At 58.4% G+C, this 25230-nt stretch carries 29 protein-coding genes; 16 read left to right on the forward strand and 13 right to left on the reverse strand.

The features are described from left to right. Nucleotides 1-21: 21 nt before the first annotated feature. Together KSS97_RS07555 and KSS97_RS07560 are read right to left on the reverse strand one after the other, a co-directional pair. Nucleotides 22-327, reverse strand: coding sequence for a PepSY domain-containing protein (locus KSS97_RS07555; protein ID WP_030142484.1), 306 nt, complete (start codon nucleotides 325-327; stop codon nucleotides 22-24). Nucleotides 328-448: 121 nt separating this feature from the next. After that, entirely contained in the window at nucleotides 449-1576 is a 1128-nt protein-coding gene (locus tag KSS97_RS07560; RefSeq protein WP_198797928.1) for a glycerophosphodiester phosphodiesterase, read from the reverse strand. 239 nt (nucleotides 1577-1815) lie between these two features. Between KSS97_RS07560 and KSS97_RS07565 the strand changes: the two genes are divergently transcribed. Continuing rightward, on the forward strand, nucleotides 1816-2142 hold the full coding sequence (locus tag KSS97_RS07565) for a DUF2025 family protein (RefSeq protein ID WP_181288567.1): 327 nt from the start codon (nucleotides 1816-1818) through the stop codon (nucleotides 2140-2142). A gap of 137 nt (nucleotides 2143-2279) precedes the next feature. On the opposite strand, the gene KSS97_RS07570 is transcribed toward KSS97_RS07565, so the two are convergent. Together KSS97_RS07570 and KSS97_RS07575 are read right to left on the reverse strand one after the other, a co-directional pair. Continuing rightward, nucleotides 2280-2597, reverse strand: coding sequence for an antibiotic biosynthesis monooxygenase family protein (locus KSS97_RS07570; RefSeq protein WP_217861399.1), 318 nt, complete (start codon nucleotides 2595-2597; stop codon nucleotides 2280-2282). Then, complete coding sequence (locus KSS97_RS07575; protein WP_217861400.1) at nucleotides 2594-3304, reverse strand: CTP synthase C-terminal region-related (seleno)protein; 711 nt, start codon at nucleotides 3302-3304, stop codon at nucleotides 2594-2596. Before KSS97_RS07575 ends, KSS97_RS07570 begins: the two co-directional genes overlap by 4 nt. Before the next feature lie 14 nt (nucleotides 3305-3318). Here KSS97_RS07575 and KSS97_RS07580 point away from each other — a divergent pair, with 14 nt between their 5' ends. Beyond that, the gene (locus KSS97_RS07580; protein ID WP_217861401.1) at nucleotides 3319-4266 is read left to right on the forward strand and encodes a LysR family transcriptional regulator; all 948 of its coding nucleotides are present in this window, start codon (nucleotides 3319-3321) and stop codon (nucleotides 4264-4266) included. Between the two features lie 3 nt (nucleotides 4267-4269). Here the strand turns inward: KSS97_RS07580 and KSS97_RS07585 are convergent, their stop codons facing one another. After that, on the reverse strand, nucleotides 4270-4878 hold the full coding sequence (locus KSS97_RS07585; protein ID WP_217861402.1) for a TetR/AcrR family transcriptional regulator: 609 nt from the start codon (nucleotides 4876-4878) through the stop codon (nucleotides 4270-4272). 188 nt (nucleotides 4879-5066) lie between these two features. Between KSS97_RS07585 and KSS97_RS07590 the strand changes: the two genes are divergently transcribed. Continuing rightward, a complete protein-coding gene (locus KSS97_RS07590; RefSeq protein WP_030142476.1) occupies nucleotides 5067-6107 on the forward strand; it encodes an MBL fold metallo-hydrolase in 1041 nt (346 codons plus the stop codon). 17 nt (nucleotides 6108-6124) lie between these two features. On the opposite strand, the gene KSS97_RS07595 is transcribed toward KSS97_RS07590, so the two are convergent. Further along, entirely contained in the window at nucleotides 6125-6442 is a 318-nt protein-coding gene (locus KSS97_RS07595) for a helix-turn-helix domain-containing protein (RefSeq protein WP_198797924.1), read from the reverse strand. Nucleotides 6443-6522: 80 nt separating this feature from the next. Further along, nucleotides 6523-7299 carry an AraC family transcriptional regulator gene (locus tag KSS97_RS07600; RefSeq protein WP_217861403.1) on the reverse strand — a complete coding sequence of 259 codons (777 nt, stop codon included), beginning with the start codon at nucleotides 7297-7299 and terminating at the stop codon, nucleotides 6523-6525. Between the two features lie 113 nt (nucleotides 7300-7412). Between KSS97_RS07600 and KSS97_RS07605 the strand changes: the two genes are divergently transcribed. Genes KSS97_RS07605 through KSS97_RS07615 form a run of 3 tightly spaced genes read left to right on the forward strand, consistent with a single transcriptional unit; the run spans nucleotide 7413 to nucleotide 9347 of the window. Further along, nucleotides 7413-8228 carry a sulfite exporter TauE/SafE family protein gene (locus KSS97_RS07605; protein WP_198797922.1) on the forward strand — a complete coding sequence of 272 codons (816 nt, stop codon included), beginning with the start codon at nucleotides 7413-7415 and terminating at the stop codon, nucleotides 8226-8228. 45 nt (nucleotides 8229-8273) lie between these two features. Further along, complete coding sequence (locus KSS97_RS07610; protein WP_217861404.1) at nucleotides 8274-8624, forward strand: hypothetical protein; 351 nt, start codon at nucleotides 8274-8276, stop codon at nucleotides 8622-8624. 27 nt (nucleotides 8625-8651) lie between these two features. Next, the gene (locus KSS97_RS07615) at nucleotides 8652-9347 is read left to right on the forward strand and encodes a DUF6933 domain-containing protein (RefSeq protein WP_198797921.1); all 696 of its coding nucleotides are present in this window, start codon (nucleotides 8652-8654) and stop codon (nucleotides 9345-9347) included. 34 nt (nucleotides 9348-9381) lie between these two features. Here KSS97_RS07615 and KSS97_RS07620 read toward each other — a convergent pair whose 3' ends face one another. Continuing rightward, the gene (locus KSS97_RS07620; RefSeq protein ID WP_217861405.1) at nucleotides 9382-10368 is read right to left on the reverse strand and encodes a hypothetical protein; all 987 of its coding nucleotides are present in this window, start codon (nucleotides 10366-10368) and stop codon (nucleotides 9382-9384) included. 346 nt (nucleotides 10369-10714) lie between these two features. Here KSS97_RS07620 and KSS97_RS07625 point away from each other — a divergent pair, with 346 nt between their 5' ends. The 3 genes from KSS97_RS07625 to KSS97_RS07635 all read left to right on the forward strand — a co-directional run bounded on the left by KSS97_RS07625 (nucleotide 10715) and on the right by KSS97_RS07635 (nucleotide 12763). Next, nucleotides 10715-12031 carry a type II toxin-antitoxin system HipA family toxin gene (locus tag KSS97_RS07625; RefSeq protein WP_217861969.1) on the forward strand — a complete coding sequence of 439 codons (1317 nt, stop codon included), beginning with the start codon at nucleotides 10715-10717 and terminating at the stop codon, nucleotides 12029-12031. After that, the gene (locus KSS97_RS07630) at nucleotides 12028-12432 is read left to right on the forward strand and encodes a helix-turn-helix domain-containing protein (protein ID WP_225936094.1); all 405 of its coding nucleotides are present in this window, start codon (nucleotides 12028-12030) and stop codon (nucleotides 12430-12432) included. Before KSS97_RS07625 ends, KSS97_RS07630 begins: the two co-directional genes overlap by 4 nt. Before the next feature lie 91 nt (nucleotides 12433-12523). Then, entirely contained in the window at nucleotides 12524-12763 is a 240-nt protein-coding gene (locus KSS97_RS07635; protein ID WP_198797917.1) for a type II toxin-antitoxin system Phd/YefM family antitoxin, read from the forward strand. Here the strand turns inward: KSS97_RS07635 and KSS97_RS07640 are convergent. The 5 genes from KSS97_RS07640 to KSS97_RS07660 all read right to left on the reverse strand — a co-directional run bounded on the left by KSS97_RS07640 (nucleotide 12744) and on the right by KSS97_RS07660 (nucleotide 16245). Then, entirely contained in the window at nucleotides 12744-12932 is a 189-nt protein-coding gene (locus KSS97_RS07640; RefSeq protein WP_217861406.1) for a DNA-binding protein, read from the reverse strand. The genes KSS97_RS07635 and KSS97_RS07640 overlap by 20 nt on opposite strands. 162 nt (nucleotides 12933-13094) lie before the next feature. Continuing rightward, complete coding sequence (locus KSS97_RS07645; RefSeq protein ID WP_217861407.1) at nucleotides 13095-13604, reverse strand: BRO-N domain-containing protein; 510 nt, start codon at nucleotides 13602-13604, stop codon at nucleotides 13095-13097. Nucleotides 13605-13996: 392 nt separating this feature from the next. Then, a complete protein-coding gene (locus tag KSS97_RS07650; RefSeq protein ID WP_053124419.1) occupies nucleotides 13997-15247 on the reverse strand; it encodes a ribonucleotide-diphosphate reductase subunit beta in 1251 nt (416 codons plus the stop codon). A gap of 489 nt (nucleotides 15248-15736) precedes the next feature. Next, entirely contained in the window at nucleotides 15737-15952 is a 216-nt protein-coding gene (locus tag KSS97_RS07655; RefSeq protein ID WP_217861408.1) for a hypothetical protein, read from the reverse strand. A 29-nt stretch (nucleotides 15953-15981) separates the two neighbouring features. Then, nucleotides 15982-16245 (reverse strand): DUF2790 domain-containing protein, encoded by a 264-nt coding sequence (locus KSS97_RS07660; protein ID WP_030142463.1) that lies wholly within the window; start codon nucleotides 16243-16245, stop codon nucleotides 15982-15984. Nucleotides 16246-16675: 430 nt separating this feature from the next. Between KSS97_RS07660 and acs the strand changes: the two genes are divergently transcribed. From acs to KSS97_RS07695, 7 genes are all read left to right on the forward strand, one after another. Then, the gene (gene acs, locus KSS97_RS07665) at nucleotides 16676-18631 is read left to right on the forward strand and encodes an acetate--CoA ligase (protein WP_030142462.1); all 1956 of its coding nucleotides are present in this window, start codon (nucleotides 16676-16678) and stop codon (nucleotides 18629-18631) included. A gap of 789 nt (nucleotides 18632-19420) precedes the next feature. Next, nucleotides 19421-20194 carry an ABC transporter substrate-binding protein gene (locus tag KSS97_RS07670; RefSeq protein WP_217861409.1) on the forward strand — a complete coding sequence of 258 codons (774 nt, stop codon included), beginning with the start codon at nucleotides 19421-19423 and terminating at the stop codon, nucleotides 20192-20194. 90 nt (nucleotides 20195-20284) lie between these two features. Beyond that, nucleotides 20285-20974, forward strand: a complete 690-nt coding sequence (locus KSS97_RS07675; RefSeq protein ID WP_003178836.1) for an ABC transporter permease — start codon at nucleotides 20285-20287, stop codon at nucleotides 20972-20974. Further along, complete coding sequence (locus tag KSS97_RS07680; RefSeq protein WP_030142460.1) at nucleotides 20971-21669, forward strand: ABC transporter permease; 699 nt, start codon at nucleotides 20971-20973, stop codon at nucleotides 21667-21669. The genes KSS97_RS07675 and KSS97_RS07680 overlap by 4 nt, the downstream gene beginning before the upstream one ends. A gap of 56 nt (nucleotides 21670-21725) precedes the next feature. Continuing rightward, nucleotides 21726-22490: an ABC transporter ATP-binding protein gene (locus KSS97_RS07685; RefSeq protein WP_030142459.1), complete on the forward strand. Its 765-nt coding sequence runs from the start codon at nucleotides 21726-21728 to the stop codon at nucleotides 22488-22490. 113 nt (nucleotides 22491-22603) lie between these two features. Further along, entirely contained in the window at nucleotides 22604-23584 is a 981-nt protein-coding gene (locus KSS97_RS07690) for a GlxA family transcriptional regulator (protein WP_217861410.1), read from the forward strand. Between the two features lie 405 nt (nucleotides 23585-23989). Next, a complete protein-coding gene (locus KSS97_RS07695; RefSeq protein WP_217861411.1) occupies nucleotides 23990-25210 on the forward strand; it encodes an aspartate aminotransferase family protein in 1221 nt (406 codons plus the stop codon). The last annotated feature ends 20 nt before the right edge of the window (nucleotides 25211-25230 follow it).

The following is a 25230-nucleotide window of genomic DNA, read 5'->3' on the forward strand; positions in this document are numbered from 1 at the left end:
GGCTTCTTTTATTTCCATGGATCAAGTGTCTTGTTTGTTCGACAAGACTTTGCCAGTGGTGGCGTCGAAATCAACGTCAAATTCCTTGCCATCGGCAGTTTTGAGTTCCACTTCATATTCGTAGCCGTTGAAGTGGTTATCCAGGTCGGTGTCGGTGATGGTGGCGCCCGGGTGCAACTTCAGGGCTTCGGCATTCATCGACTCGAGGGATTTGATCTTGCCGTCCTTGACCAATTGAGGAATCTGGTCGATTCGTACATCCGCCTGGGCCAGGCCAGCGGTGAGAGTCAGGGCGGCAGCGGTGAACAGGGCAGTCAAAGTTTTCATATGTCTTTCCTTGGTGTCGTTAAAGGGTGATTCGTTTAAGTGGGGCCAGATTATCTCTGGCAACTTAATTCACCCTTAATTCGGAAAACTTGCGCCGACCGCACCGATCCGCCCCCGATTCTTAATAACCGTTCTTCTCCAATAGTTGCACCACACTGCCGGTTTCGGGACGCTTGAAGTACTTGAGCAACTCACTGGAGCGGTTGGTGAAAATGCCATCTACGCCGGCATCCATCACTTTCTTGAAGTCCACCGGTTCATCCACGGTGTAGACATGTACCAGCAGACCCTGGTCATGGGTGTACTGGTTCATCCACGGTTTCACCAGGTCCGAATAGCTCTGGCTGCCACCATGGGTCAGTGCCGCTGAAGGTCCGGTGCCGATGGCGCCGTGGGCCTTGGCGTACTGGATCCATTGCTCGAACTCGGCCTTGTCCTTGGGCTCCTGTCTGGCGTAGTAGGCGGCCTTGTCGGTTTCGCCGGACTCGGCGAATGTCACTTTTGATTTAGGCTCGATGTTGCCTTCACCCACCCACAGCAGCAGGATTTTCGGCACCTTGGGCATTTCCTGATGAAGCAGTTCCAAGCTGCTCTTCTCGAACGTTTGCAAGACCACTTTGCCTTTGCCCTGGCCCACGCCGGTGGCGCGTTTGGCCAGCTTGGACCCGGACGGACTCAGCCAGCCACGGTCCTGCAATTTGTCCTTGAGGTCACGTTCGATGCCGGGAAACAGCTTGGGCTCCTTAGTCTCGATGTACAGCCCTGGTTTCTGCTGGGGGTTGCCCTCGGCGATGTTGATCACCTCGTCCAGCGTCAGGATCTTCAAGCCCACAAAGGAAGGCCGAGCACGGTCCGGATAAGCCGCGTTGAACCAACTGCCGGCGTCCAGCGTCTTGAGTTCGGCCATGGTGAACGCGTTGGCGCTGCTGTCCTTGCGCTCGGGAAACTTGGTCGCGACATCGGTGGTGCGCAGCAGGTTGTCGTCATGCAAGACGAACAGGACGCCGTCCTTGCTGCGTTGCAGGTCGAGCTCCAGGTAATCCGCTCCCAGGTCCCTCGCCAGCTTGTAGGCTGCGGCGGTCGATTCCGGGGCGTCGAACGAGGCGCCGCGATGGGCGATGACCGCTGGATGGGGAATCCCCTGCTGGGTTGCCAGGGCCTTCGGACTTGGCGTTTCGAGGGCGTGTGCCTGGCCGAGGCCGAGTAACAGGCTGAGCATCAGGGCGCTACGGGTAAAGGTGACAGGCATGCTCGAGATCCTTTCGTGGTTTCTGTAAAACCTCTCTTTTAACAATTGAACGCTGCGGACGCTATCGCCATACCGACATTGACCTGCGTAAAGCAGATTTCCCCACGCACTTTCCAACCACTTTGAAGTACCCTTGGTCGCACCAGTTCCCCGGTAGAGGGAAACCTGAACATCATTCGCTTGCCCTGCGTGTAAACCATCGATCAGACGTCCCACGGGACGCATCCATGAGGTTTACCATGCGCATCACTTCGACACTCATCTGCCAGGCCGCCGACCAGCTAAAAGGTTTTGTCGGCCTGAACCGCAAGACCGGCCGATACATCGTGCGTTTCAGCGAAGACGCTTTTGGCATGGATGTCGCCGATGACGGCATCATCCCCACCAGCGAATTTGCCTGGGCCCCGGCGGCAGACGGCACCATGGCGCTCAAGCGCGAGCGAATCCAGTTGCTGTTGGACCAGAACGTCGACGACCGGATCAACCTCACCGAGCCGCTGCGTGTGTACATGGCCCGCAGCGATCTGCCGGAAATTGTTGCGGTGCGGCAGTTGGTCGAAGGCTGAAAACCAGGATCTGTGAACACCAAAGATTCAATGTGGGAGCGGGCTTGCTCGCGAAGACGTAGGCACATTCAACAGCGCTGCAGCTGACCCACCGCTTTCGCGAGCAAGCTCGCTCCCACAGGTTCTGTGGCCTGGCATCAAGTTTGGCGTTGGAAGGCATAGTCTCGTTCGACCTTGCACACCCTCGTCTGGAACTGGGCATACCAGGTTGATCGGCCACGTTCGCGGATCGCGACGTGTTCGGGATGTTGCTTCCAGGCCAGGATGGCTGCTTCGTCGTTCCAATAGGAAACAGTGATCCCCAGGCCGTCGTCGCCACGGGCCGATTCGACGCCCAGGAATCCGGGCTGCTCCCGGGCAAGGGCGAGCATGCGCTCGGCGGCTTCGGCGTAGCCTTGGTCCCCCTCGGTACGCAGGGAGGTGAAAATCACGGCGTAATAATGAGCGGCGCTCATGGCGTGTTCCTCGCGCAGGCTTCGACAAAAGCGCTGACCAGTGGCGGCACGCGGCCTTCCAGTGCGGCGCGTTCTGGCTGGAACAATGTTGCGACAAAGAAAGGATGATCCTGCAGCTCCACCGCCCGCAGGTCGCCGGCCGAATCCCTCGCAACGGCGTTCAGACGTTGGCTCAGCAAGTCTTTTTCAAAATCTGGATTAACCCCGAAGCGGCAATGGTAGCCCTCGAACGCGGTCTGTCGGCCGTAGGCCTTGGCAATCAGCGAGCCCGCATCAAGCTGAAGGCTGTCGATGGTCTCGACCAAGGCACAGCTCAGCGGCGTCAATAATGCCCGTTCAGCTTTCGGGGACGTTTCGCCATGGGCGGCGTCAGCCCAGCCCATCACGTTGCGGGCATATTCCAGCACAGCATGCTGAAAGCCGCCGCAGGTGCCGAGGAAAGGCCGACGTTGTTCGCGGGCAAAACGAATGGCTCGCAAGGCGCCTTCTTCATTTTGGTAGGGGCTGCCGGGGACGCACCAGACACCATCGAAGTCATTCAACAACGTATCGTCGACAAGCCCGTTGGTGGCCAGCCACTGGAAGCGAATGTCGTGGCCCGTTTGCCTGCCGGCCAGTTCAAGTGCGAGGGGGATCGCTCGGTGAGCGGTGATTTGCGGGTCATAATCGCCGACCAGGGCGATGTTGAGGGGGTGCTGTTTTTCCATGGGTGGCTCGCCGCTTGTTGATTCCTGGTTGCCACTATAGATTGGCGTTCACGCAATCAATATTGGCGTTTATCCAAGTGATCAATGCAGCCACGCACTATCGTCTGGACTATCCCGACCTGTCCCTGATCCTCGCGCTGGTCCGTGGCGGCTCTCTGGCACGGGCGGCTCGACTGCTGGCGGTGGATGTCTCCACCGTCTTTCGCTCGGTGCGTCGTTTGGAGGCCGCCCTCGGCCAGCCCTTGTTCGATAAAAGTCGTTCGGGTTACTTGCCCACGAGCCTGGCCCAGGCGTTGGCCGAACAAGCCGAACGGGCAGAGCAAGCCTTGGAGGCGGCGCGGGTGGGCGTGGAGCAGGGCGGCGAGGTTATCAGCGGGACGGTGCGCCTGACCTGCAGTGACTCAGTCCTGCAAGCCTTGTTGTTGCCGGCACTTGCGCGTTTCATGCCGGCTTATCCGGCGTTGAGCCTTGAACTGAGCACTTCCAACGACTTTGCCAACCTGAGCCGCCGCGATGCCGACGTTGCGTTGCGATTGACCCGTACACCGCCGGAGCATCTGGTCGGTCGAAACCTGGGCAGTGTGGCTTACCGGATATGTGCCGGGGCCGAGTATCTGCGCTCGACGAATACCCAGGCGCTGGCTTCCATGACGTGGATCGCGCCGGACGATTTCCTGCCCGATCACCCCACTGTGGCCTGGCGTCGTCAACATCTACCCGGCGTGGTGCCCGCCTATCGCTGTAACAGCATGCTCTCGGTCACCGAGCTGGTGCGGGCCGGCCTGGGGGTTGCGGCGCTGCCGGACTTTCTGATCGATGAAGGCAAGGGCCTGATGCCTTTGGGCGAACCGCTGGAGGGTTACGACACGGCGCTGTGGCTGCTGACCCGTCCGGACTGCCGGGCCTTGCGTTCGGTGGTGACCTTGTTCGACGAGTTGGGGCGCAATCTGCGCTGGCGCTGATATTCAGGTCTCGTAGCGACTCAGGAACATATCGAGCGCCGACTCGATCACCCGGCTCTGCTCCTCCTGAGTCAGGCTCGGTTGGCCCATTGAAACCTGCGGCCAGAACGCGAACGTCTTGAGCAGCCCATGCATCTGTTGGGCGGCGAAGGCTGGCTCCACTGGTTTCAACCGACCATCGGCCTGGGCCTGGCGAATCCAGGCCGTCAGACCTTCTTCGCGTTCACCCATGCGCGACACCATGTCTTGTGCTCGCTCCGGGGAGTGAATCGTCGCGGCGATGGCAATGCGTGCCAGGTCGAGGAAATTCTCGTCCGCCAGCAGCTGCAGTTTGGCTTGCAACAGCGTTTGCAGTTGCTTGCGTAGTGGCGCCTGAGAGCGGTAGGGCATGTCTTGTTCCGCAGTGATGCTGTTCCATAACCGATTCAGGATTTCGGCAAACAGTTCTTCCTTGCTCGGGAAATGGTTGTACACCGTGCGTTTGGATACGCCGGCAGTCGCCGCGATCCTGTCCATGCTGGTGACCTCGAAACCGCTGCTACGGAATTCAGCAATCGCGGCTTGGAGGATGGCTTCGCGTTTTCGCTCGGTGAGGCGTTGCGGTGCGGTCATGGGCATTCGTCGGTTGAAGGAGAGAATTTACACTCGGCAGTTTACTTGGCTGGAGGATTCATGCAATGTAGAAACTACACCGAGTGGTGTAGTTTTATGAATCAAGCGGCTGAGCGTGTACGTAGCGGCCATCCAGCGTCCACAACGGCGAAGCGCAACAGCGCTGACGCCCTTGGAGTTATCGCATCATGACCATTTCTTCTCCGGATAACCCTGCATCGCGACATGAACAGGGCAAGTATCGCAATCATGCCTTCACACCGCGCGAAGGCTTTGGCACCACCCTGCGCATCATCTGGAACATGATCTTCCACAAGCCGCACTCCACCCGTCCTGCGGGTGCCATCGACGTTCGACCGTTGACACGTGCCGCGTTGCTGGCCGCGCCGAACCACAGCGTCTTCCGCCTGGGCCATTCCACCGTGCTGCTCAAGCTGCGGGATAAATTCTGGCTCACAGACCCCGTTTTCTCCGAGCGCGCCTCACCTGTGCAATGGGCCGGCCCCAAGCGTTTTCACCAACCGCCCATCAGCCTGGAAGAATTGCCGCCCATCGAAGCGGTGATCCTCTCCCATGATCATTACGACCACCTCGACCATCAGGCCATTCTCAAGCTGGCGACCAAGACCCGCCACTTCCTGGCGCCCCTGGGCGTAGGCGACACCCTGATCAAATGGGGTGTCGACGCCAGCAAGGTGCGCCAGTTGGACTGGTGGCAGGGCACCGAGGTTGACGGCATCGAATTCATAGCCACGCCCTCCCAGCATTTTTCCGGACGCGGCCTGTTCGACAGCAACAGTACCCTGTGGGCCTCGTGGGTCATGATCGACGGCGCCACACGAATCTTCTTCAGCGGCGATACCGGTTACTTTGACGGTTTCAAGCGCATCGGCGAACGATACGGCCCGTTCGATCTGACGCTGATGGAAACCGGCGCCTATAACGTCGATTGGCCTCATGTCCACATGCAGCCGGAGCAAACCTTGCGGGCCCATATCGATCTCAAGGGCCGTTGGCTGTTGCCAATCCACAACGGCACGTTCGACCTGGCGATGCATGCCTGGTATGAACCCTTCGATCGCATCCTGGCCCTGGCCTGGGAACGCAACGTCTGCATCACCACGCCCCAAATGGGCGAAGCTTTCACACTGACGCAACCACAATCTGGCCGCGCCTGGTGGCTGGACGTGGAATCCTCGACGTATCAAGACCAAGCTGGGATCGCCTAGAACCTGCGCGGTAGGTTTTACTCGATCATCGCGTAATCGGGCCGCCCCATCGGGTCTGGCGTCGCGCCCTTGATGTTCATGCCGCGCCCCGGTGCGAAGCCGGGGAAGAACACCAGGCCCTCGGCTTCCAGGCGAAACGCCAGGGCCAGGCGGGTCACGTCGAGCAAGTCGCCACCGGCTTCGAAGCGCCGGATAGCCTTGACCGACACGCCGGACTGCCGGGACAGCTCCTCGACACTCCAGCCCAACATGGCGCGGGCCTGCGCACTGTGGGCGGGGGTGAATTGATAGACAGCGATGCGTTCCAGGGTGGTTTTGATTGCGAGAGAGGCCATGAGCAGCTCCAAAGCGGCGGATTATAAGTACTGTGTTTTTGTACAGTTGTTTTGAGGCCGCTTCAATCTCATTTTTTTGATCAACGACCAGCGGTCATCTCCAACCAGGTGCTCGGTGCATGGCCGAGCGTGCGGCGAAACATGGTGGAAAATGCCGCTGGGCTGTCATAGCCCAAGTCCAGGGCGATGCGCATCACCGAGTCCCCGTCAGCCAGGCGAGGCAGCGCCGCCATCACGCACGCCTGTTGACGCCATTGACTGAAACTCAGGCCAGTGTGCCGACTGAACAGCCGATTGAACGTGCGTAAGCTGATGTGTAACTGCGCCGCCCATTTCACAGGCGAGGCATGGGCGTCAGGGTGTGTCAGGAACGCCTGGCATAGTTCGAGCAGTTGAGGATCCCGTGGCATGGGAAGGTGCAGCGGCAGATGGGCGCTGCGCAGCAGTTCATGCAATAGCAGGCCTATCAGCGCACCGTCCCGTCCCGCCTCGTCGTATTCCGGCGCAAGCTCGACGGCTTCCATCAACAACTGACGCATCAAGGGCGACACGCTGATGACTTGGCAGCGCGAATCCATGGCCGTTACCGTGGCCGGTTCGATGTAGAGACTGCGCGTACTCACGCCCAGCATCAATACTTCATGATCGACCCCCGGCGGAATCCACACTGCCCGTTGCGGTGGCACCACCCAGTTGCCATCCGCCGTGCTGACCTGCATCACCCCGGTGGCGCCATAGAGTAACTGCGCGCGGCGATGCCGATGCAACGGCAACATTTGGCCGTGGGCGTAGTCGGTGCCGATGGCGACGACGGCCCTGGGGGTCGCATCCTGTAAATCGATCGAGCTGTTGCGCATCGACGGGGTACTCGCGAATGGCGTAAACGCGAATATTGTTGGCCTATTTGCTACGGCGAGCCAAGCGTGGCGTGTTTATCGTAGGCGTCTCCCCATTTCACGGATTCGCCTCGATGTTCTACGTATTACTTGCCTGTTTTGGCTGCCTGAGTGGCGTGACGGCTGTGTTGTTCGGCTTCGGCGGCGGCTTCGTCGTGGTGCCCTTGCTATACCGCATGCTCACCGCCAGCCACGGTACCGACGACCCAATCGGCCAATCGGCGATGCACATTGCCGTGGCCACCTCGACCTGCGTGATGATCGTCAACGCGCTGATCGCCACCGTGAAGCATCACCGCGCCGGTAATCTTATTTGTCATTATGTATGGCCGTTGGGCGGCTTCATTGGCCTGGGCGCTATCATCGGAGCCGTTGTCGCGATGTGGTCGAACAGCGAAGTCATTCGCTATGCCTTTATCGTTTACCTGGGCGTGACCATTCTGGACTGCTTGTTCCGACGCGGTTTTCTGACACAGTCTGACGCTGCAGTCCCACGGAGATTGAGCAGCACAGAGGTCTCGGCAGGCGGGATCAGCATCGGTGTCATTGCCACTTTTCTGGGCGTGGGTGGCAGCGTCATGACGGTGCCCTTGCTGCGCCGTTGCGGGCTGAACATGTCCCGCGCGACGTCCATGGCCAACCCGTTGAGTTTGCCGGTTGCGGTGGCCGGGACGTTGACTTACATGCTCATGGCTGGGTTTACCGAGTTTGATTTGGGGGCTTGGTTTGTTGGGTACGTCGACTTGATGGCCTTCGCTGTGCTGACACTTGGCGCGCTGCTGGGTATCCGTCTGGCAACGCCATGGATCGGACGGATACCGGATAGGCTTCACGCCTGGGTCTATATTGGATTGTTGGTCGTTGTGATGCTGGGCATATCGATAAGATAAAATCTCCGTGCAGCGTTGCTCCATGTCTTGTTGAAGGAGAGTGGCATGTCGATATCCGACAGTGATTGGAAGCGTTACAACGAGCTCAGCGAGCTGGCGTTGGAACGCTTCTGCCAAGGCGTTCTTTCGGATGCCCAGACAGTGGCTCAGAACGAAGCTCTATCCGCTCACGCTCGATATCGCACGCTCTACCGGCTCATGCGAGATCGTGACAAGAGCTTGGCGATGGCGTTCAACGTAGGTCGACGTCGAGACATTTCCTTATCGTTGAGATTGCTGATTGCGTACGACCTGTTGAGCGATCAGGAATTGACGATTCTGAATGAGGAGCTTCGTGAAAGAGTTTCCGACGCTGTTCGCCAACCGTTCGAGATTGAATGGGCCGACGACGCCTAGCGTCTCTCATATTTTCCGAGAGTTTAAATGCTGATCTTCAACTGCACCGAAGCGGCCAGTAATTTTTTCAGCCGCGTGAGCAAAGGTAAGAAAGTCACCCCGATAGAGAAACCGCCATCCCCTGTTATCGAGGACGATGAGCTGGGTGAGCTCGACGAGCAATGGCTGGTTCATGTAATCACTGTGCAGCGCAAACACGTGTTGTTCGTCATCCACGTGCGAACCCGTTATTGCATGATTTTCGCCGGTGCTAAAAAAGCGGAAATTGAAGGTTTTGTTCACCGGTTTTCCGAACGATGGATCAATGGCCTGATGCGTCACGCGGGGCAGCATGATCTTCTTCGCTGGGTCGATGATGAAGCGATGATGGAGCGCTTCCAGGAAAGTTGTCGTGATTACATCTTTTATAAACGTGGCCATCGTGGTGCGCAAAAGCACCTCAACGAGATTTCCTGGATTTTTGAGGACTGCGCTGCCGAATGGGGCACGTTACCCTCTGATGAGTTCTCTGCAGGTCGCTTCGACGGCAATATGAATGACACCCCGAGAAGCAGTAAGGGACATAAGGACTATTACTACCCGGACGAAGAAATGATCGTCCATTGGTTGCGGCGTTATGGTGGCTTGGATGAGCCTGCCGCCCAGGCAGCACGTGAGCGGCACATCGAAGTGAAACGAGAGATGCGGTCGTTCGAGCGGCAACTTGCCCAAGAAGCGCAATGAAGGAGGCGTAGCGCTACGGCTAGCCAAGGCGAAATCAGTTATCGGTTAGCCCCGGCGCCTCCCGAATAATAAAGTGATCCAGGTTCTCGATATTGGCACTGAACACCCCGAACGTTTCTTCGGGGTTCTTCTTGCTCGGTACTTGTTTGAACTCCGGCGTCACGCCATAAAAGAAGCAATACAACGGCGCATCACTGTCGATGGCGTGCTTGATCTCAGCCAGGAACGCTTTGCGCTTGCGGTAGTTATCGATCAGCTTTTTGCTCAGGTAAACGTTGACCGAGTAAGGTTTTTTCTTCGCCTCGTCCGGCTGCTTGAACCAGACCTTTGCTTCGAAATCGATGCGAAAGCTCAGCGTGTAATCCTTGATTTCCTTGATCTTGCCCCAGTAAATCAAGCCCCTGTTGTCCTGCAAATACTCGATCTTCTTGAAGAACGATCCATAGGGCGCCGTGTGCTCGGCAATCTTCAGCGGCATGCGCTTGAGCAGATCCTTGTCCGCGAAGTTCGAGACGAAACACTCCACTGGGTGGGCGAAGACGCTGGTCTTGTCCGGTGTCGAGTCCTGGGCGGAATGAGCGTTATCACCATGGGACGATAGGGTGGGCGACGTAGGCCGAGTCGCTGCCTCAACGTCCTTCGACGGATCGGACGGCTTGCGCACGTACTGACGCCGAGTCAGTAACAACTCCGACGGAAAATGTTCCTCGCGGTCGTCATCTGCCTCAACGTTTTGCGCATCAAGCCCTGGCGTTTTTGGACTGACATAAGGGCAGCCTTCGATATGCTGGGTCGTCGGCTGATTCTTGAAATGCGGCGTGCGGATGTAATTGACGTTCTTGGCATTGAATGTCGTCAGCCGATTCCCCTCATCAAACGCCGCCCGACAAGCATCGTTGGGGCACTGAAAGCGCTCCTTGGCCGAATCGAAGGCCATGGTCTCGTCGAAATTCAGATCCCGAACGTCATAGATCGAGAGCTTGGCATCGAGGCTGAGGCAATAGGCGGTGTCGAATTTCATCGGGGCTCGGGTCCATGAGAGGAAGTGTATTAATACCGAAGGACGCGGCGGGCTGCACCCAAAGTTTCAACGCATCACAAACCCCGTGGGAGTGAGCTTGCTCGCGATTCCCAGAACCAACCTGGCCATCAAGCCCGCCGCCCGCCTGCGCCCTGACATCGACCCGTGGCGAGGGAGCTTGCTCCCGCTGGGCTGCGGAGCAGCCCTCGTTCTGCAGCTCCAGGTCCAATTAGTCGGTATTAGAATGCCGATTATCTGCCGCGTTCCGCCTTTAATCGGAATTATATTGCTGGTAGAGAGGCTTTTGGCGAGACTAACCGGCATCATAGTTCCGGTTGATTTAAAAATGTCCGAACAACTCACCATCCAGACTTACGTTGAAGGCCATTGGCGCGACGCTGTGGTCTTCAGCGTGTCGAACGCTCAGAAGGTTGAGGAGTCGCGATGCAGCGTATCCTACGACCAAGATTACTTGGTTCACTTCATTCATAAGCTAGATACCGCATTTGAACACGCCCTCAGCGTAAATCTTCCGCTGAGCTGGAATGCTGTCGATGGTAAAGGCTATCCCCCATTCGTCTACGACATCATACCGGCCGGAGCTGCTCGGAAATCGTTGCAGAAGAGATTTGGTGAGGAAAAGCCAGACGGCATGGACATGAGTTTTTTCCTCCTGAGTCGCTGCACACCTTCTCCCATTGGGCACTTGAGGGTGAAGGAGTCTTTCGAGCAGATCGACCAGACTCGCAAAGAGGCCTTTGCACGCAAAGAAATCGTAGACAGAACAAATGACTTCCTCGAATACGCCTATGAATCTGGCGCTGCGCTGGGCGGTGCTACGGGCGCTCAGGGGGAAGCTCCAAAGCTGATTATGGTTGAGGATGGGGATGGCGCGCTTTATGCCGATGCGATGCTTTCTGACGAACTTGCGCGTCGTCATTGGTTGGTGAAGTTTGCTCGCAACCAAGCGACTGAGCGCGACAAGAACATCCTGCGGGCCGAGTACCACTATTACAAAGCGATCTCCCGACTCGGTTTGAAGACGATATCTACAGATGGACTGGTGCTTGAGGAAGCCGATAAGCCAAGCCTGTGGATGCCGCGCTTTGATCGGCGAGTCGCCAACGGCATGGTGGAGAGGATTCCGGTCGAGTCGATTTATTCAGTGTGTGAGAACACCGAGCCTGGTTCGAGAATGAATCATGAGGATGTACTCAGTCGCCTGATTCACCTGTGGCGCACGAATGGGCAGGAAGGTGAGCTTGAGGAACTGGTATTTGAATACCTTCGCCGTGACCTGCTGAACCGTATCCTGGGAAATTCGGACAACCATGGGCGCAACACGGCCATCTTCAGATATCGGGACAAATTCGAACTGGCGCCGATCTATGACCTTGCACCAATGGTACTCGATCCGGAAGGTGTCACTCGGGTAACCAAATGGAAGGCTGAGCGTATGGGAAGTCCAGACTGGAAAGCGGTCTGCAGTGACTTCCAGGACTTGGTCAGCCCTGACGTGCTTTTCGAGCGTCTGCTTGGAGCCGCCGAGATATTCAGGGCTTTACCGGATCTGCTGGTTGATCTTCCAGAGGAAGTGAGGCGCGCTCAGTCTATTCCGCTGAACAATTTGGATAAGCGCCTGGCTGAATGGGGGCTGCGATGAAAGAGAACATCAACGAACGGCGCAGGGAGCTCATTGACGACATCGTCATGCAACATGTGACGGGGATCGAAACCCTGGGAACCGCTATTCGCCGTCTACGGCTTGAGGTGACCGGCCTGGATCAGGAAACCTTTGCTCTCATGTGCAACATGTCGACCAAGGCCCTGTACCAGATCGAGAAGGACAAGGGCAATCCAACCCTTAGCACCATCGAAGCCATCTTGAGAAAGTTCGGGCTGCGCCTGGGGCTGACGAAGTCTGCCACGACCCTTTACACGCCGCCGCCCAAGCCGCAAAAAACGACTCCCCAAATGCCCATTCGCGGTGCTAATCCTAAACGCAAAACCGCAGCACAGCTCGGTACGAAGGCCAAGGATGGCGACAAGGGCGCGGCCGGGTAGGTGGAGAAATGTTCAGAGCAGAGACTTGGAGCGCCAGCTTGAACCTATCGAGCGCTCAAGCTTGGGTCAGTTGAATCCGTGGAGACGGTGCATGAGTGAACAGGTGGAAGTAACCTTGCGCGAAGCAAAGTCCCAGCTCTTACAACTGGGTGCGCGTGCATGGCAGGGCGACAGGGTGGTGATCACCAAGGCCGGCAAGCCTTATCTGGAACTGCTGCCTCATGTCGCTACACCGCAGGCGCGCAAGCCTGGTCGATTGAAGGGGAATATTCGGATGCTGGCGGATTTCGACCGCACTCCGGAGGACGTCATCAAGGGGTTTGAGGGCTAGCTCTGAGTTCAGGCGAATCTTCTTGATCTGAGAGTTCAGCAGATACCTCAGCCATGCAGGCCTCGTCGAACTCTCGCATGGTGGCCTCGTCGATAGCGCCTACTTTCAGCAACGCTTCGGCCGAGCTGTGAATCGACTCGAAGGCCTCACTTCTTATTTTTTTCGTCATTACATATCTCCATAAATTCTTTTCTATCAACAGACGCTGAAGTTCTCAGAGCCTACACCCGTGGCGAGGGAGCTTGCTCCCGCTGGGCTGCGCAGCAGCCCTCATTCCATATGACCAACAAAAAACGTCGCTCGAACACGGACGACGGCCTCTGATTGAATCTCAAGACCCTCGCAAAATCCGAGAAGCTTTCCGCCACCATGACTCATGCTGCCCAAACGGATCATCCACCAGCACCGCCGGCATATCCCGCAAACGAATCCATGGCTCATCCTGCCAGTGCAGCATGCAGAGCGACATCTTCGGCCAATCCAACACGCTCAATTTAGGCCGTTCCACCTTATGCGAATAGCGTTCATCCCGCAGGGTTGGTACCACCTGATGCGTGATCCACTCACGCAGCAATCGATACTCAGGGCAGTAGTGATAAACCAGCAGCGCATAGAGGCCTGACTCGCTCAGCATCAGACGCTCTTCGGTCAAGCCGTGGACATGCACGAGCATCATCCGGCGCTGGTCAGGGTCAAGCTTGCGGGTCATGCGTTCATCGAGGTGCTTGCTCATCAAACGCCCCAAATCGGAGGCGCTGAACCAAGCTTGGTTTTCAAGCAGAAGGGCATGAAGATTAACGTTATGACGGGTAAAAACCGCCGGAGTGTAAGCGTCAGGCATGAAGGTTCTCCGAGACATACGGAGAGCAGAGCTGCGTTCTTGTGGGCATAACCACCTCTACGTTCGAAGGTTAGCGGCGCGAGCCCGACGTAGAGGATGTGAGAAAAATCCCAACTAGCTATTTTCCCCACACAGAATTGCAAGTGTCCTCGGACAGTGCGCGATTCCATGTTCGGCGATTAGCTACTACGTTGGGCGTTTCTTAGGCACCTGTGACTAAGATAGGTAACGAGGCGATACGGCGTCAATGCGGAAAGATTCTGAGTTTTTCGTAGGGCAGAGGTGACGTGCCTGTCCCGCAGTTAAACGCGGTTTTGGTTCCGTAGAATACAAAAAACCCCGTTGTCACGGGGTTTTTAGTTACGCGTACAGCCTAGGATTTTTCTGTCGAATCAATCCCAGCTCAAAGCCCCACCCGTCTGATACTCAATCACCCGAGTCTCAAAGAAGTTCTTCTCTTTCTTCAAGTCCATGATCTCGCTCATCCAAGGGAACGGATTCGTCGTCCCCGGATACTCTTCTTTCAAGCCAATCTGCGACAAGCGACGGTTGGCGATGAACTTGAGGTAGTCCTCCATCATCGCCGCGTTCATCCCCAATACACCGCGAGGCATGGTGTCGCGGGCGTATTCGATTTCCAGTTGGGTCCCTTGCAGGATCATCTGGGTCGCTTCTTCCTTCATCTCGGCATCCCACAGGTGTGGGTTTTCGATTTTGATCTGGTTGATCACGTCGATGCCGAAGTTCAGGTGCATGGATTCGTCGCGCAGGATGTATTGGAACTGCTCGGCGACGCCGGTCATTTTGTTGCGGCGGCCCATGGAGAGGATCTGGGTGAAGCCGCAGTAGAAGAAGATGCCTTCCAGGACGCAGTAGTAGGCGATCAGGTTGCGCAGCAACTCTTTATCGGTTTCCGGGGTGCCGGTTTCGAACTTCGGATCGGAGATCGAACGGGTGTATTTCAGGCCCCAGGCGGCTTTTTTCGCGACCGATGGGATCTCGTGGTACATGTTGAAGATTTCGCCTTCATCCATGGCCAGCGATTCGATGCAGTACTGGTAGGCGTGGGTGTGGATCGCCTCTTCGAAGGCCTGGCGCAGGATGTACTGGCGGCATTCCGGGTTGGTGATCAGGCGGTACACGGCCAGGACCAGGTTGTTGGCAACCAGGGAGTCGGCGGTGGAGAAGAAGCCCAGGTTGCGCATCACGATGCGGCGTTCGTCGTCGGTCAGGCCTTCCGGGTTTTTCCAGAGGGCGATGTCGGCGGTCATGTTGACTTCTTGCGGCATCCAGTGGTTTGCGCAGCCGTCCAGGTACTTCTGCCAGGCCCAGTCGTATTTGAATGGCACGAGCTGGTTGAGGTCGGCGCGGCAGTTGATCATGCGCTTTTCATCGACGGCGACACGGGCGGAGGCGCCTTCGAGTTCGGCGAGGCCTTCGGCGACGTCGAGTTTGTCGAGGGCGGCCTTGGCGCGAATGATCGCGGCCGAGTCGCTGGCCGTCACGGCCCGGGCTTCGAGGGCGGCGGCACCGCCGGCGCTGTCGAGGCGGTCCATGTTGGCTTCAGAAGCGTGGCCGGCGTTGGCGCCTTTTACAGCGACTTCGCCACTGTCTTCTTTGTCGAATTCGTCCCAGCTCAGCATGACGTGTCGTCTCCTGCGTGAGGGCCAGATGCCCAATGAAGGCCTACTGGCCGCGGTGGATCTTGAAAAATCGTTTGTTGCAGCAGCTGACGCAGGCAATAAACAGAAAAATGTACGGGTCATTCCGGAGCAGCGGTGAACGCGGGGAGGCGATGGGCCCCTGCGTGGGCTCCAGGCTGGCGTGATCCCCTGTAAGGGAATATTGCAGGCCCGTTTAAGGCGGCATTATAAGGACTTTTTTGCCTACGTGGTGCGGCGAAATAGCTCACAGAAGGGGCGGTGGGGGGTATATCCGCGTGGGAGCGAGGGTTTACAAGGCTTTGGCCGTTGAAGATTTTTTTTGCAGGGTGCGGATCGCGGTTTTTTTTGATCAAAAAACCAGCGTCTTTTGCGGTTTTGCACTACATGTTGTGTTTGTGAAGGGTTTTCGGCGGTTCCAGACACAACCTGGCCCGACCGAAATCGGGCCATGGAAGTTGCCAGTAATGATCAGTCGGTACGCGCCGAATCGGCATGGTCGCGGTCATCGGTGGCGACAGTCGCGGTGCGTGTGCGGTCGTGATCGTCGGTGGCGATCGTGGCGGAGTCCGTCAGGTCCTGGCGCTTGATGGCGGCGGCGGAACCGGTGCGATCGAAGCCGTCGGCGGCGAAGGTGCTGGCAGCCAGTACGGACAGGGTCAGGGTGAGGATCAGTTTGCTTTTCATGAGGGTTGGTCCTGGTTCGATTAGGTTGATCAGCCGTTGGAGCAACCGTTGCCCATGACGCTGTAGCGCAGGATGTGGCGTTGGCCCTTGGAGTCGTCGTATTCCATTTTCGCCGGGACCACTTCGCAGACATTCGGGATGTCGCTCATGTAGATAACTTTGGCGATGTCCAGGTGGGTGGAGTAGGTGTACTCCTCGATTGCCGGTTTTTGCTGTGCAACATCGGTCGGGGCCTCGTCCGCCATCGCGGTGGCGCACAGGCTGCCGAGGACCAGAACCCATAAAGCTTTCATCTGTATTTCACCTTTTTTGAGGTCGAGTGGGGTCACGCAACCTTTTTGGGGTTGCGTGTGGAGCAAGTGTTGGAAGTTGGATCAACGGCCTTCGTGGGGGCTGTGTTGCGTCAATCGTGTTTGCCGGTTGGCGAGGGGGATTTTAGAAGGAGGGGGTGGGGGTAAACAGACTCGGTTTTGATAAACACTGTTGGTTGATCTGGTAATAATCGGCGTAGGGGCTAGGGGCTGCCTGCTATATCTATGTGGGATTTACCGCCGCCTTCGCGAGCAGGCTCGCTCCCACATGAAGATATCTTCAGGTGGCTTTGCGGGTTAGTACCGACATTTTGTAGGGACTTGTTACTACCATCGTCGAATGGTTCTATAGGCCCGCCCCAAGCTACAACGGAACCATACAAAAACAACTATTGTCACCGAGGTAAGAAAGATGAGTGCGGCTTCTGTGTATCCCGTTCGTCCCGAGGTTGCGGCCAACACGCTGACTGACGAGGCGACCTACAAGGCCATGTACCAGCAGTCGGTCGTCAACCCCGATGGCTTCTGGCGCGAGCAGGCCAAGCGCCTCGATTGGATCAAGCCTTTCACCACGGTGAAGCAGACTTCTTTCGACGATCACCATGTCGACATCAAGTGGTTTGCCGACGGCACCTTGAACGTTTCCTACAACTGCCTCGACCGTCATCTGGCCGAGCGAGGTGATCAAATTGCGATCATCTGGGAAGGCGATGACCCATCCGAGAGTCGCAACATCACCTATCGCGAGCTGCATGAAGAAGTCTGCAAGTTCGCCAACGCCCTGCGCGGCCAGGACGTACACCGCGGCGACGTGGTGACCATCTACATGCCGATGATCCCCGAGGCCGTGGTCGCGATGCTGGCCTGTACCCGCATCGGTGCGATTCACTCGGTGGTGTTCGGTGGTTTCTCCCCTGAAGCCTTGGCCGGTCGGATCATCGACTGCAAATCCAAAGTGGTGATCACTGCTGACGAAGGCATTCGCGCCGGCAAGAAGATCCCGCTCAAGGCCAACGTCGATGATGCGCTGACCAACCCGGAAACCAGCAGCATCCAGAAAGTCATCGTGTGCAAGCGCACGGCGGGCAACATCAAGTGGAACCAGCATCGCGACATCTGGTACGAAGACCTGATGAAGGTGGCCGGCACCGTTTGCGCACCGAAGGAAATGGGCGCCGAGGAAGCGCTGTTCATCCTCTACACCTCCGGCTCCACCGGCAAACCCAAGGGCGTGCAGCACACCACGGCTGGCTACTTGCTGTACGCGGCGCTGACCCATGAGCGGGTGTTCGACTACAAGCCAGGCGAGGTCTACTGGTGCACCGCCGACGTGGGTTGGGTCACCGGACACAGCTACATCGTCTACGGCCCGTTGGCCAATGGCGCGACCACGCTGCTGTTCGAAGGCGTGCCGAACTACCCGGACATCACCCGCGTGGCCAAGGTTGTCGACAAGCATAAGGTCAGCATCCTCTACACCGCGCCGACCGCGATCCGCGCGATGATGGCCTCGGGCACTGCCGCTGTCGAAGGCGCCGACGGTAGCAGCCTGCGCCTGCTGGGTTCGGTGGGTGAGCCGATCAACCCGGAAGCCTGGGACTGGTACTACAAGAATGTCGGCAAGGAGCGTTGCCCGATCGTCGATACCTGGTGGCAGACCGAGACCGGTGGCGTGTTGATCAGCCCTCTGCCAGGCGCCACGGCGTTGAAACCGGGTTCCGCAACCCGCCCATTCTTCGGTGTAGTGCCGGCGCTGGTGGACAACCTCGGCAATCTGATCGAAGGCGCCGCCGAAGGCAACCTGGTGATCCTCGACTCGTGGCCGGGCCAGGCGCGTACGCTGTACGGCGACCATGACCGTTTTGTCGACACCTACTTCAAGACCTTCAGTGGCATGTACTTCACGGGTGACGGTGCCCGTCGCGACGAGGACGGCTACTACTGGATCACCGGTCGAGTGGACGATGTGCTCAACGTGTCCGGCCACCGCATGGGTACGGCCGAGATCGAAAGCGCGATGGTTGCCCACCCGAAAGTCGCCGAAGCGGCGGTGGTGGGCGTGCCGCACGACATCAAGGGGCAGGGCATCTATGTCTACGTCACCCTCAATGCCGGCGAAGAAACCAGCGAAGCCTTGCGCCTGGAATTGAAGAACTGGGTGCGCAAGGAGATCGGTCCGATTGCTTCGCCGGACGTGATCCAGTGGGCACCGGGGCTGCCGAAAACCCGCTCCGGCAAGATCATGCGCCGCATCCTGCGCAAGATCGCTACCGCGGAATACGACGGGTTGGGTGATATCTCCACCCTGGCCGACCCGGGTGTGGTGGCGCACCTGATCGAGACGCACAAGACCATGAACGTTGCCTGACGGTCGCGTGTAACACTGAAAAGCCCCGCCCGGCGTTTGCCGGGCGGGGCTTTTTTATATAGGCCTGCGGCGCTCACTTTTGTGGCGAGGGGATTTATCCCCGTTGGGCTGCGAAGCAGCCCCAAGTCACCCAACTCATTCTTTCTGATACACCGAGTTGCTTGGCTTTAGGGCCGCTTCGCAGCCCAGCGGGGATAAATCCCCTCGCCACAGGTTCGTTGTAGAACGACCCCGGTGCCTGGCTTTTGGGGCTGCTTCGCAGCCCAGCGGGAGCAAGCTCCCTCGCCACAGGGGCTGGCGTTTGGCTGACAGGTGGGTGAATAAATATCGGCGTTCAATGTAGGAAGCGTCTGAACGTTACCGGTGTTTCGAAATGTGTAACCAAAGGCGCCACAACGGGGCGATGTGAAACGCGAGGCCCCGTTGCAGGGCGTTTTCAAGCGTTTCGAAAAACAAGCCGACACGCTGTGCTTGCCGGATTAGAAGGGTTTGCGAATAATGGGCCCGCTATTTGCAGCGATGATTGGTTCCCTTTCTGTTGCTCTTGCATGAATTTGCGAGACTGTCAATGTGCTCGAACAGCTTTCTCGGTGCTTCTGTAATTTGTTGTCGCATTGAAGAAATATCGACTTCGGGCCTGTCGTTAGAATGCCGATCACTCGCTCGTCGTGACCTGCGTTGACTAAAATGCGCGCTTGTCGGACGCAGCACCAAAGTTCGTTTCACCCATTCGCATATTGGGCTGTTGCTCACTCTGCCGTTTTTGCCCTTTACCGATGGAGTCCCAAGATGAAGAAACTTGTGCTGCTTGGCGCCCTGGCACTGTCCGTGCTGTCCCTGCCAACCTTCGCTGACGAGAAGCCCCTGAAGATCGGTATCGAAGCGGCTTACCCTCCGTTTGCCTCCAAGGCTCCGGATGGCAGTATCGTCGGTTTCGACTACGACATCGGCAACGCGCTGTGCGAAGAGATGAAGGTCAAGTGCGTGTGGGTCGAGCAAGAGTTCGATGGCCTGATCCCGGCGCTGAAGGTGCGCAAGATCGACGCGATCCTGTCGTCCATGTCGATCACTGAAGATCGCAAGAAGTCCGTGGACTTCACCAACAAGTACTACAACACCCCGGCCCGTCTGGTGATGAAGGCCGGCACCCAGGTCAGCGACAGCCTGGCCGAGCTCAAGGGCAAGAACATTGGCGTGCAGCGCGGTTCGATCCATGAGCGATTCGCCCGCGAAGTCCTGGCCCCGCTGGGCGCCGAGATCAAGCCGTACGGCTCGCAGAACGAAATCTACCTGGACGTCTCCGCCGGCCGCCTCGACGGCACCGTGGCAGACGCTACGCTGTTGGATGACGGTTTCCTCAAGACCGACGCCGGCAAGGGCTTTGCGTTCGTCGGCCCGGCCTTCACTGACGTCAAGTACTTTGGCGACGGCGTCGGTATCGCGGTTCGCAAGGGCGATGCGCTGAAAGACAAGATCAACACGGCCATTGCCGCCATTCGCGAGAACGGCAAGTACAAGCAAATCCAGGACAAGTACTTCGCCTTCGATATCTACGGCAAGTAACCACGTCCCGCCACTGCGGCGAAATGGCGCAAGCAACAGGATCTCTGCGGTTTGCGCCATTTTTTCATCCCATTTTCGAGGACCTGAATCATGTTGAAAGGCTACGGGGCTGTCATCCTCGATGGCGCATGGTTGACGCTTCAGCTCGCCTTGTCGTCCATGGCCCTGGCCATCGTCCTGGGGCTGATCGGTGTTGCCCTGCGCCTCTCGCCGGTGCGCTGGCTGGCGTGGCTGGGCGACCTGTATTCAACGGTCATCCGCGGCATTCCCGACCTGGTGCTGATCCTGCTGATTTTCTACGGCGGCCAGGACCTGCTCAACCGCGTCGCGCCGATGCTTGGCTATGACGACTACATCGACCTGAACCCGCTGGCGGCCGGTATCGGTACCCTGGGCTTCATTTTCGGCGCCTACCTGTCGGAAACCTTTCGCGGTGCTTTCATGGCGATCCCCAAGGGGCAGGCCGAGGCGGGCATGGCGTACGGCATGAACGGCTTCCAGGTGTTCTTCCGGGTGCTGGTGCCGCAGATGATTCGCCTGGCGATCCCGGGCTTCACCAACAACTGGCTGGTGTTGACCAAGGCCACCGCGTTGATTTCCGTGGTGGGCCTTCAAGACATGATGTTCAAGGCCAAGCAGGCGGCGGATGCCACTCGCGAGCCTTTCACCTTCTTCCTCGCAGTGGCGGCGATGTACCTGGTGATCACCAGCGTCTCGTTGCTGGCGTTGCGTCACCTTGAGAAGCGCTACTCGGTAGGCGTAAGGGCGGCTGATCTATGATCTTCGACTACAACGTCATCTACGAAGCCTTGCCGCTGTACTTCAGTGGCTTGCTGACCACCCTCAAATTGTTGGCTTTGTCGCTGTTCTTCGGCCTGTTGGCGGCGCTGCCCCTGGGGCTGATGCGGGTGTCGAAGCAGCCGATCGTCAACATGACGGCCTGGCTCTACACCTATGTGATCCGCGGCACGCCGATGCTGGTGCAGCTGTTCCTGATCTACTACGGGCTGGCGCAGTTCGCCATCGTGCGCGAGAGCTTCCTCTGGCCATGGCTGTCCAGCGCAACGTTCTGCGCCTGCCTGGCGTTCGCCATCAACACCAGCGCCTACACCGCTGAAATCATCGCCGGCAGCCTGCGGGCCACGCCCAATGGCGAGATCGAAGCTGCCAAGGCCATGGGCATGTCGCGCTACAAGCTGTATCGCCGGATCCTGTTGCCGTCGGCCCTGCGCCGGGCGCTGCCGCAGTACAGTAACGAAGTGATCATGATGTTGCAGACCACCAGTCTCGCGTCCATCGTGACCCTGATCGACATTACCGGTGCCGCGCGCACGGTGAACGCGCAGTATTACTTGCCGTTCGAGGCCTATATCACCGCCGGTGTGTTCTACCTGTGCCTGACCTTCATCCTGGTGCGCCTGTTCAAGCTGGCCGAGCGCCGCTGGCTGGGTTACCTGGCGCCGCGCAAGCACTGATAACGCGTCGATCCGATCGACTGCTCAACGACTGACGTTTTGTGAGAACCGACCGCATGTATAAGCTTGAAGTCCAAGACCTGCATAAACGCTATGGCAGTCACGAAGTGCTCAAGGGCGTGTCACTGAAAGCCGCGGCTGGCGATGTGATCAGCATCATCGGCTCCAGTGGCTCCGGCAAGAGTACTTTCCTGCGTTGCATCAACCTGCTTGAGCAACCCCACGCTGGCAAGATCCTGCTCAACAACGAAGAGTTGAAACTGGTTGCCGGCAAGGACGGCGCGATGAAGGCTTCGGACCCCAAGCAACTGCAGCGCATGCGTTCGCGGTTGTCGATGGTGTTCCAGCATTTCAACCTGTGGTCCCACATGACTGCGCTGGAAAACATCATCGAAGCGCCGGTCCATGTGCTGGGCGTGCCCAAGGCCGAGGCCCGCGAGAAGGCCGAGCATTACTTGAACAAGGTCGGCGTGGCCCATCGCAAGGATGCCTACCCAGGCCACATGTCCGGCGGCGAGCAGCAACGCGTGGCGATCGCCCGTGCGCTGGCAATGGAACCTGAGGTAATGCTGTTCGATGAGCCGACCTCGGCGCTGGACCCGGAGCTGGTGGGCGACGTGCTCAAGGTGATGCAGGCCCTGGCCCTGGAAGGCCGGACCATGGTGGTGGTGACCCACGAAATGGGCTTTGCCCGTGAAGTGTCGAACCAGTTGGTGTTCTTGCACAAAGGCATCGTCGAAGAAAGTGGCAACCCGCGCGAAGTGCTGGTCAATCCGCAATCGGAGCGCCTGCAGCAATTCCTGTCGGGCAGCCTCAAGTAATCGCTCCCGTTACGCACCTGATTTGGGTCATGCTGCGCACCGCGCGCCAGATGGTCTAATTTGGTTGCAGCCGCTTTTGGCTTTAACACTGTTTTCGCTTCGGATCGCCCGCCATGACTGCCCATCGAATAGGTTTCCTGATTTGGCCCAGCACTAAAGCCTTGACGCTGGCGCTGGCCGAGGAGGCCTTGCGTGTCGCTCAGCGAGTGCATCCGGACGTGGTCTACGAGCTGTCGTTTCTTCAAGCCGAGCCTCCGACCGAGGGCGCCTGGCAACTGCCGGGCGAACCGTGGGCGGGCAAGCTCGAAGGTTTGCAGAAACTGTTCCTGCTGGCCGATGAGCCGCCGACTGCGCTGGCTTCGCCGCTGAGCAGTGCGCTTAAACAATTGGTGCGGGCCGGTTGCGTCATTGGTGGTTTGTCCGCCGGCGTCTATCCACTGGCCCAGTTGGGTTTGCTCGATGGCTATCGGGCTGCCGTGCACTGGCGCTGGCAGGATGATTTCTCCGAGCGCTTCCCCAAAGTCATCGCCACCAGTCATCTGTTTGACTGGGATCGCGATCGCCTGAGTGCCTGCGGCGGAATGTCGGTGCTCGATTTGCTGTTGGCGGTTCTGGCCCGTGACCACGGTGCCGAATTGGCCGGCGCGGTGTCGGAAGAACTGGTGGTCGAGCGCATTCGCGAGGGCGGTGAGCGCCAGCGCATTCCGTTGCAGAATCGCTTGGGGTCCAGCCATCCGAAGCTCACCCAGGCCGTGCTGCTGATGGAGGCCAATATCGAGGAGCCGCTGACCACCGACGAAATCGCCCAGCATGTGTGCGTGTCCCGTCGGCAGCTGGAGCGGATCTTCAAGCAGTACCTCAATCGTGTGCCGAGCCAGTATTACCTGGAACTGCGCCTGAACAAGGCGCGGCAGATGTTGATGCAGACCAGCAAGTCCATCATCCAGATCGGCCTGTCCTGCGGTTTCTCTTCCGGCCCTCATTTTTCCAGCGCCTATCGCAACTTCTTTGGTGCCACGCCGCGGGAAGACCGTAACCAGCGGCGTAGCAGCAGCCCGTTCGAATTGTCCTCGGTGCCGTCCGAACGCGGCTAAAGCTGGCGCAACCCCTTATATGGGTAGTGCATGTAACCCTGTGGCGAGGGGATTTATCCCCGCTGGGCTGCGAAGCAGCCCCAAGACAGCCAACCCAATCTATCTGGCACACCGAGCAGCCTGGCTTTAGGGGGCGCTTCGCAGCCCAGCGGGGATAAATCCCCTCGCCACAAGGTGTGTTTTGCATGGCCGAGGGAAATGTGGATGCAGGCACCTCAAATACACCGGCAACGTTTAAACTGCGCCTTTGCGACGCTATTTGTCGCATTGCCGTAAACCCGCGAAAAACGTGGGTTGGCGCTATAAGAAGTTGTCGCTTGGCGGCAAGGCCGGGCTGAAAACTGTCCTTACAATCCTTACCAAGCCCGCCAGTTCCAGGTGGGTGTTCCTCTTCAGGAGACTCCGATGTCCGTTGAGCAAGCCGCGGTACAACGCGCCGATTTCGACCAGGTGATGGTTCCCAACTATGCACCTGCTGCCTTCATCCCTGTGCGTGGTGCCGGTTCCCGCGTGTGGGACCAGTCCGGTCGCGAGCTGATCGATTTTGCTGGCGGTATCGCAGTCAACGTGCTGGGCCATGCCCACCCGGTTCTGGTCGGAGCCTTGACCGAACAGGCCAACAAGCTGTGGCACGTATCGAACGTTTTCACCAATGAGCCGGCCTTGCGCCTGGCCCATAAGCTGGTCGACGCGACCTTCGCCGAGCGTGCGTTCTTCTGCAACTCCGGTGCCGAAGCCAACGAGGCCGCTTTCAAGCTGGCCCGTCGCGTCGCGTTCGATCGTTTTGGCAGCGAAAAATACGAAATCATCGCTGCGCTCAATAGCTTCCACGGTCGCACGCTGTTCACCGTCAACGTCGGCGGGCAGTCGAAGTACTCCGACGGTTTCGGTCCTAAAATCACCGGCATCACCCACGTTCCTTACAACGACCTGGCCGCTTTGAAAGCGGCGGTCTCGGACAAGACCTGCGCCGTGGTGCTGGAACCGATCCAGGGCGAGGGTGGTGTGTTGCCGGCCGAATTGGCTTACCTGCAAGGCGCCCGCGAACTGTGCGATGCGCACAACGCGCTGCTGGTGTTCGACGAAGTGCAGACCGGCATGGGCCGCAGCGGCCACTTGTTCGCCTACATGCATTACGGCGTGGTCCCGGACATCCTCACCAGCGCCAAGAGCCTGGGCGGTGGTTTCCCGATCGCGGCGATGCTCACCACCGAAGCACTGGCCAAGCACCTCGTCGTCGGCACCCATGGCACCACCTACGGCGGCAACCCGCTGGCCTGCGCGGTGGCCGAGGCGGTGATCGACGTGGTCAACACGCCTGAGGTGCTCAATGGCGTCAAGGCCAAGCACGACAAGTTCAAGACCCGCCTGGAGCAGATCGGCGTGAAGTACGGCCTGTTTACCCAGGTGCGTGGCCTGGGCCTGCTGATCGGTTGCGTGCTGAACGACGCCTGGAAGGGCAAGGCCAAGGACATCTTCAATGCCGCCGAACAGGAAGGCCTGATGATCCTGCAAGCCGGCCCGGACGTGATTCGTTTCGCCCCGAGCCTGGTGGTGGAAGACGCCGACATCGACGCCGGCCTGGACCGCTTCGAACGGGCTGCGGCGAAGTTGACCCAAGCCTGAGGCTGGACCGAATCCCTTGT

The organism is Pseudomonas alvandae (genome assembly GCF_019141525.1).
Classification (GTDB): Bacteria; Pseudomonadota; Gammaproteobacteria; order Pseudomonadales; family Pseudomonadaceae; genus Aquipseudomonas; species Aquipseudomonas alvandae.

What these genes read in the sequence shown, in the direction of transcription:
- KSS97_RS07555 (WP_030142484.1), bottom strand. Translation starts at nt 327, where the DNA reads ATGAAAACTTTGACTGCCCTGTTCACCGCTGCCGCCCTGACTCTCACC.
- KSS97_RS07560 (WP_198797928.1), bottom strand. Translation starts at nt 1,576, where the DNA reads ATGCCTGTCACCTTTACCCGTAGCGCCCTGATGCTCAGCCTGTTACTC.
- KSS97_RS07565 (WP_181288567.1), top strand. Translation starts at nt 1,816, where the DNA reads ATGCGCATCACTTCGACACTCATCTGCCAGGCCGCCGACCAGCTAAAA.
- KSS97_RS07570 (WP_217861399.1), bottom strand. Translation starts at nt 2,597, where the DNA reads ATGAGCGCCGCTCATTATTACGCCGTGATTTTCACCTCCCTGCGTACC.
- KSS97_RS07575 (WP_217861400.1), bottom strand. Translation starts at nt 3,304, where the DNA reads ATGGAAAAACAGCACCCCCTCAACATCGCCCTGGTCGGCGATTATGAC.
- KSS97_RS07585 (WP_217861402.1), bottom strand. Translation starts at nt 4,878, where the DNA reads ATGACCGCACCGCAACGCCTCACCGAGCGAAAACGCGAAGCCATCCTC.
- KSS97_RS07590 (WP_030142476.1), top strand. Translation starts at nt 5,067, where the DNA reads ATGACCATTTCTTCTCCGGATAACCCTGCATCGCGACATGAACAGGGC.
- KSS97_RS07595 (WP_198797924.1), bottom strand. Translation starts at nt 6,442, where the DNA reads ATGGCCTCTCTCGCAATCAAAACCACCCTGGAACGCATCGCTGTCTAT.
- KSS97_RS07600 (WP_217861403.1), bottom strand. Translation starts at nt 7,299, where the DNA reads ATGCGCAACAGCTCGATCGATTTACAGGATGCGACCCCCAGGGCCGTC.
- KSS97_RS07605 (WP_198797922.1), top strand. Translation starts at nt 7,413, where the DNA reads ATGTTCTACGTATTACTTGCCTGTTTTGGCTGCCTGAGTGGCGTGACG.
- KSS97_RS07610 (WP_217861404.1), top strand. Translation starts at nt 8,274, where the DNA reads ATGTCGATATCCGACAGTGATTGGAAGCGTTACAACGAGCTCAGCGAG.
- KSS97_RS07615 (WP_198797921.1), top strand. Translation starts at nt 8,652, where the DNA reads ATGCTGATCTTCAACTGCACCGAAGCGGCCAGTAATTTTTTCAGCCGC.
- KSS97_RS07620 (WP_217861405.1), bottom strand. Translation starts at nt 10,368, where the DNA reads ATGAAATTCGACACCGCCTATTGCCTCAGCCTCGATGCCAAGCTCTCG.
- KSS97_RS07625 (WP_217861969.1), top strand. Translation starts at nt 10,715, where the DNA reads ATGTCCGAACAACTCACCATCCAGACTTACGTTGAAGGCCATTGGCGC.
- KSS97_RS07630 (WP_225936094.1), top strand. Translation starts at nt 12,028, where the DNA reads ATGAAAGAGAACATCAACGAACGGCGCAGGGAGCTCATTGACGACATC.
- KSS97_RS07635 (WP_198797917.1), top strand. Translation starts at nt 12,524, where the DNA reads ATGAGTGAACAGGTGGAAGTAACCTTGCGCGAAGCAAAGTCCCAGCTC.
- KSS97_RS07640 (WP_217861406.1), bottom strand. Translation starts at nt 12,932, where the DNA reads ATGACGAAAAAAATAAGAAGTGAGGCCTTCGAGTCGATTCACAGCTCG.
- KSS97_RS07645 (WP_217861407.1), bottom strand. Translation starts at nt 13,604, where the DNA reads ATGCCTGACGCTTACACTCCGGCGGTTTTTACCCGTCATAACGTTAAT.
- KSS97_RS07650 (WP_053124419.1), bottom strand. Translation starts at nt 15,247, where the DNA reads ATGCTGAGCTGGGACGAATTCGACAAAGAAGACAGTGGCGAAGTCGCT.
- KSS97_RS07655 (WP_217861408.1), bottom strand. Translation starts at nt 15,952, where the DNA reads ATGAAAAGCAAACTGATCCTCACCCTGACCCTGTCCGTACTGGCTGCC.
- KSS97_RS07660 (WP_030142463.1), bottom strand. Translation starts at nt 16,245, where the DNA reads ATGAAAGCTTTATGGGTTCTGGTCCTCGGCAGCCTGTGCGCCACCGCG.
- acs (WP_030142462.1), top strand. Translation starts at nt 16,676, where the DNA reads ATGAGTGCGGCTTCTGTGTATCCCGTTCGTCCCGAGGTTGCGGCCAAC.
- KSS97_RS07670 (WP_217861409.1), top strand. Translation starts at nt 19,421, where the DNA reads ATGAAGAAACTTGTGCTGCTTGGCGCCCTGGCACTGTCCGTGCTGTCC.
- KSS97_RS07675 (WP_003178836.1), top strand. Translation starts at nt 20,285, where the DNA reads ATGTTGAAAGGCTACGGGGCTGTCATCCTCGATGGCGCATGGTTGACG.
- KSS97_RS07680 (WP_030142460.1), top strand. Translation starts at nt 20,971, where the DNA reads ATGATCTTCGACTACAACGTCATCTACGAAGCCTTGCCGCTGTACTTC.
- KSS97_RS07685 (WP_030142459.1), top strand. Translation starts at nt 21,726, where the DNA reads ATGTATAAGCTTGAAGTCCAAGACCTGCATAAACGCTATGGCAGTCAC.
- KSS97_RS07690 (WP_217861410.1), top strand. Translation starts at nt 22,604, where the DNA reads ATGACTGCCCATCGAATAGGTTTCCTGATTTGGCCCAGCACTAAAGCC.
- KSS97_RS07695 (WP_217861411.1), top strand. Translation starts at nt 23,990, where the DNA reads ATGTCCGTTGAGCAAGCCGCGGTACAACGCGCCGATTTCGACCAGGTG.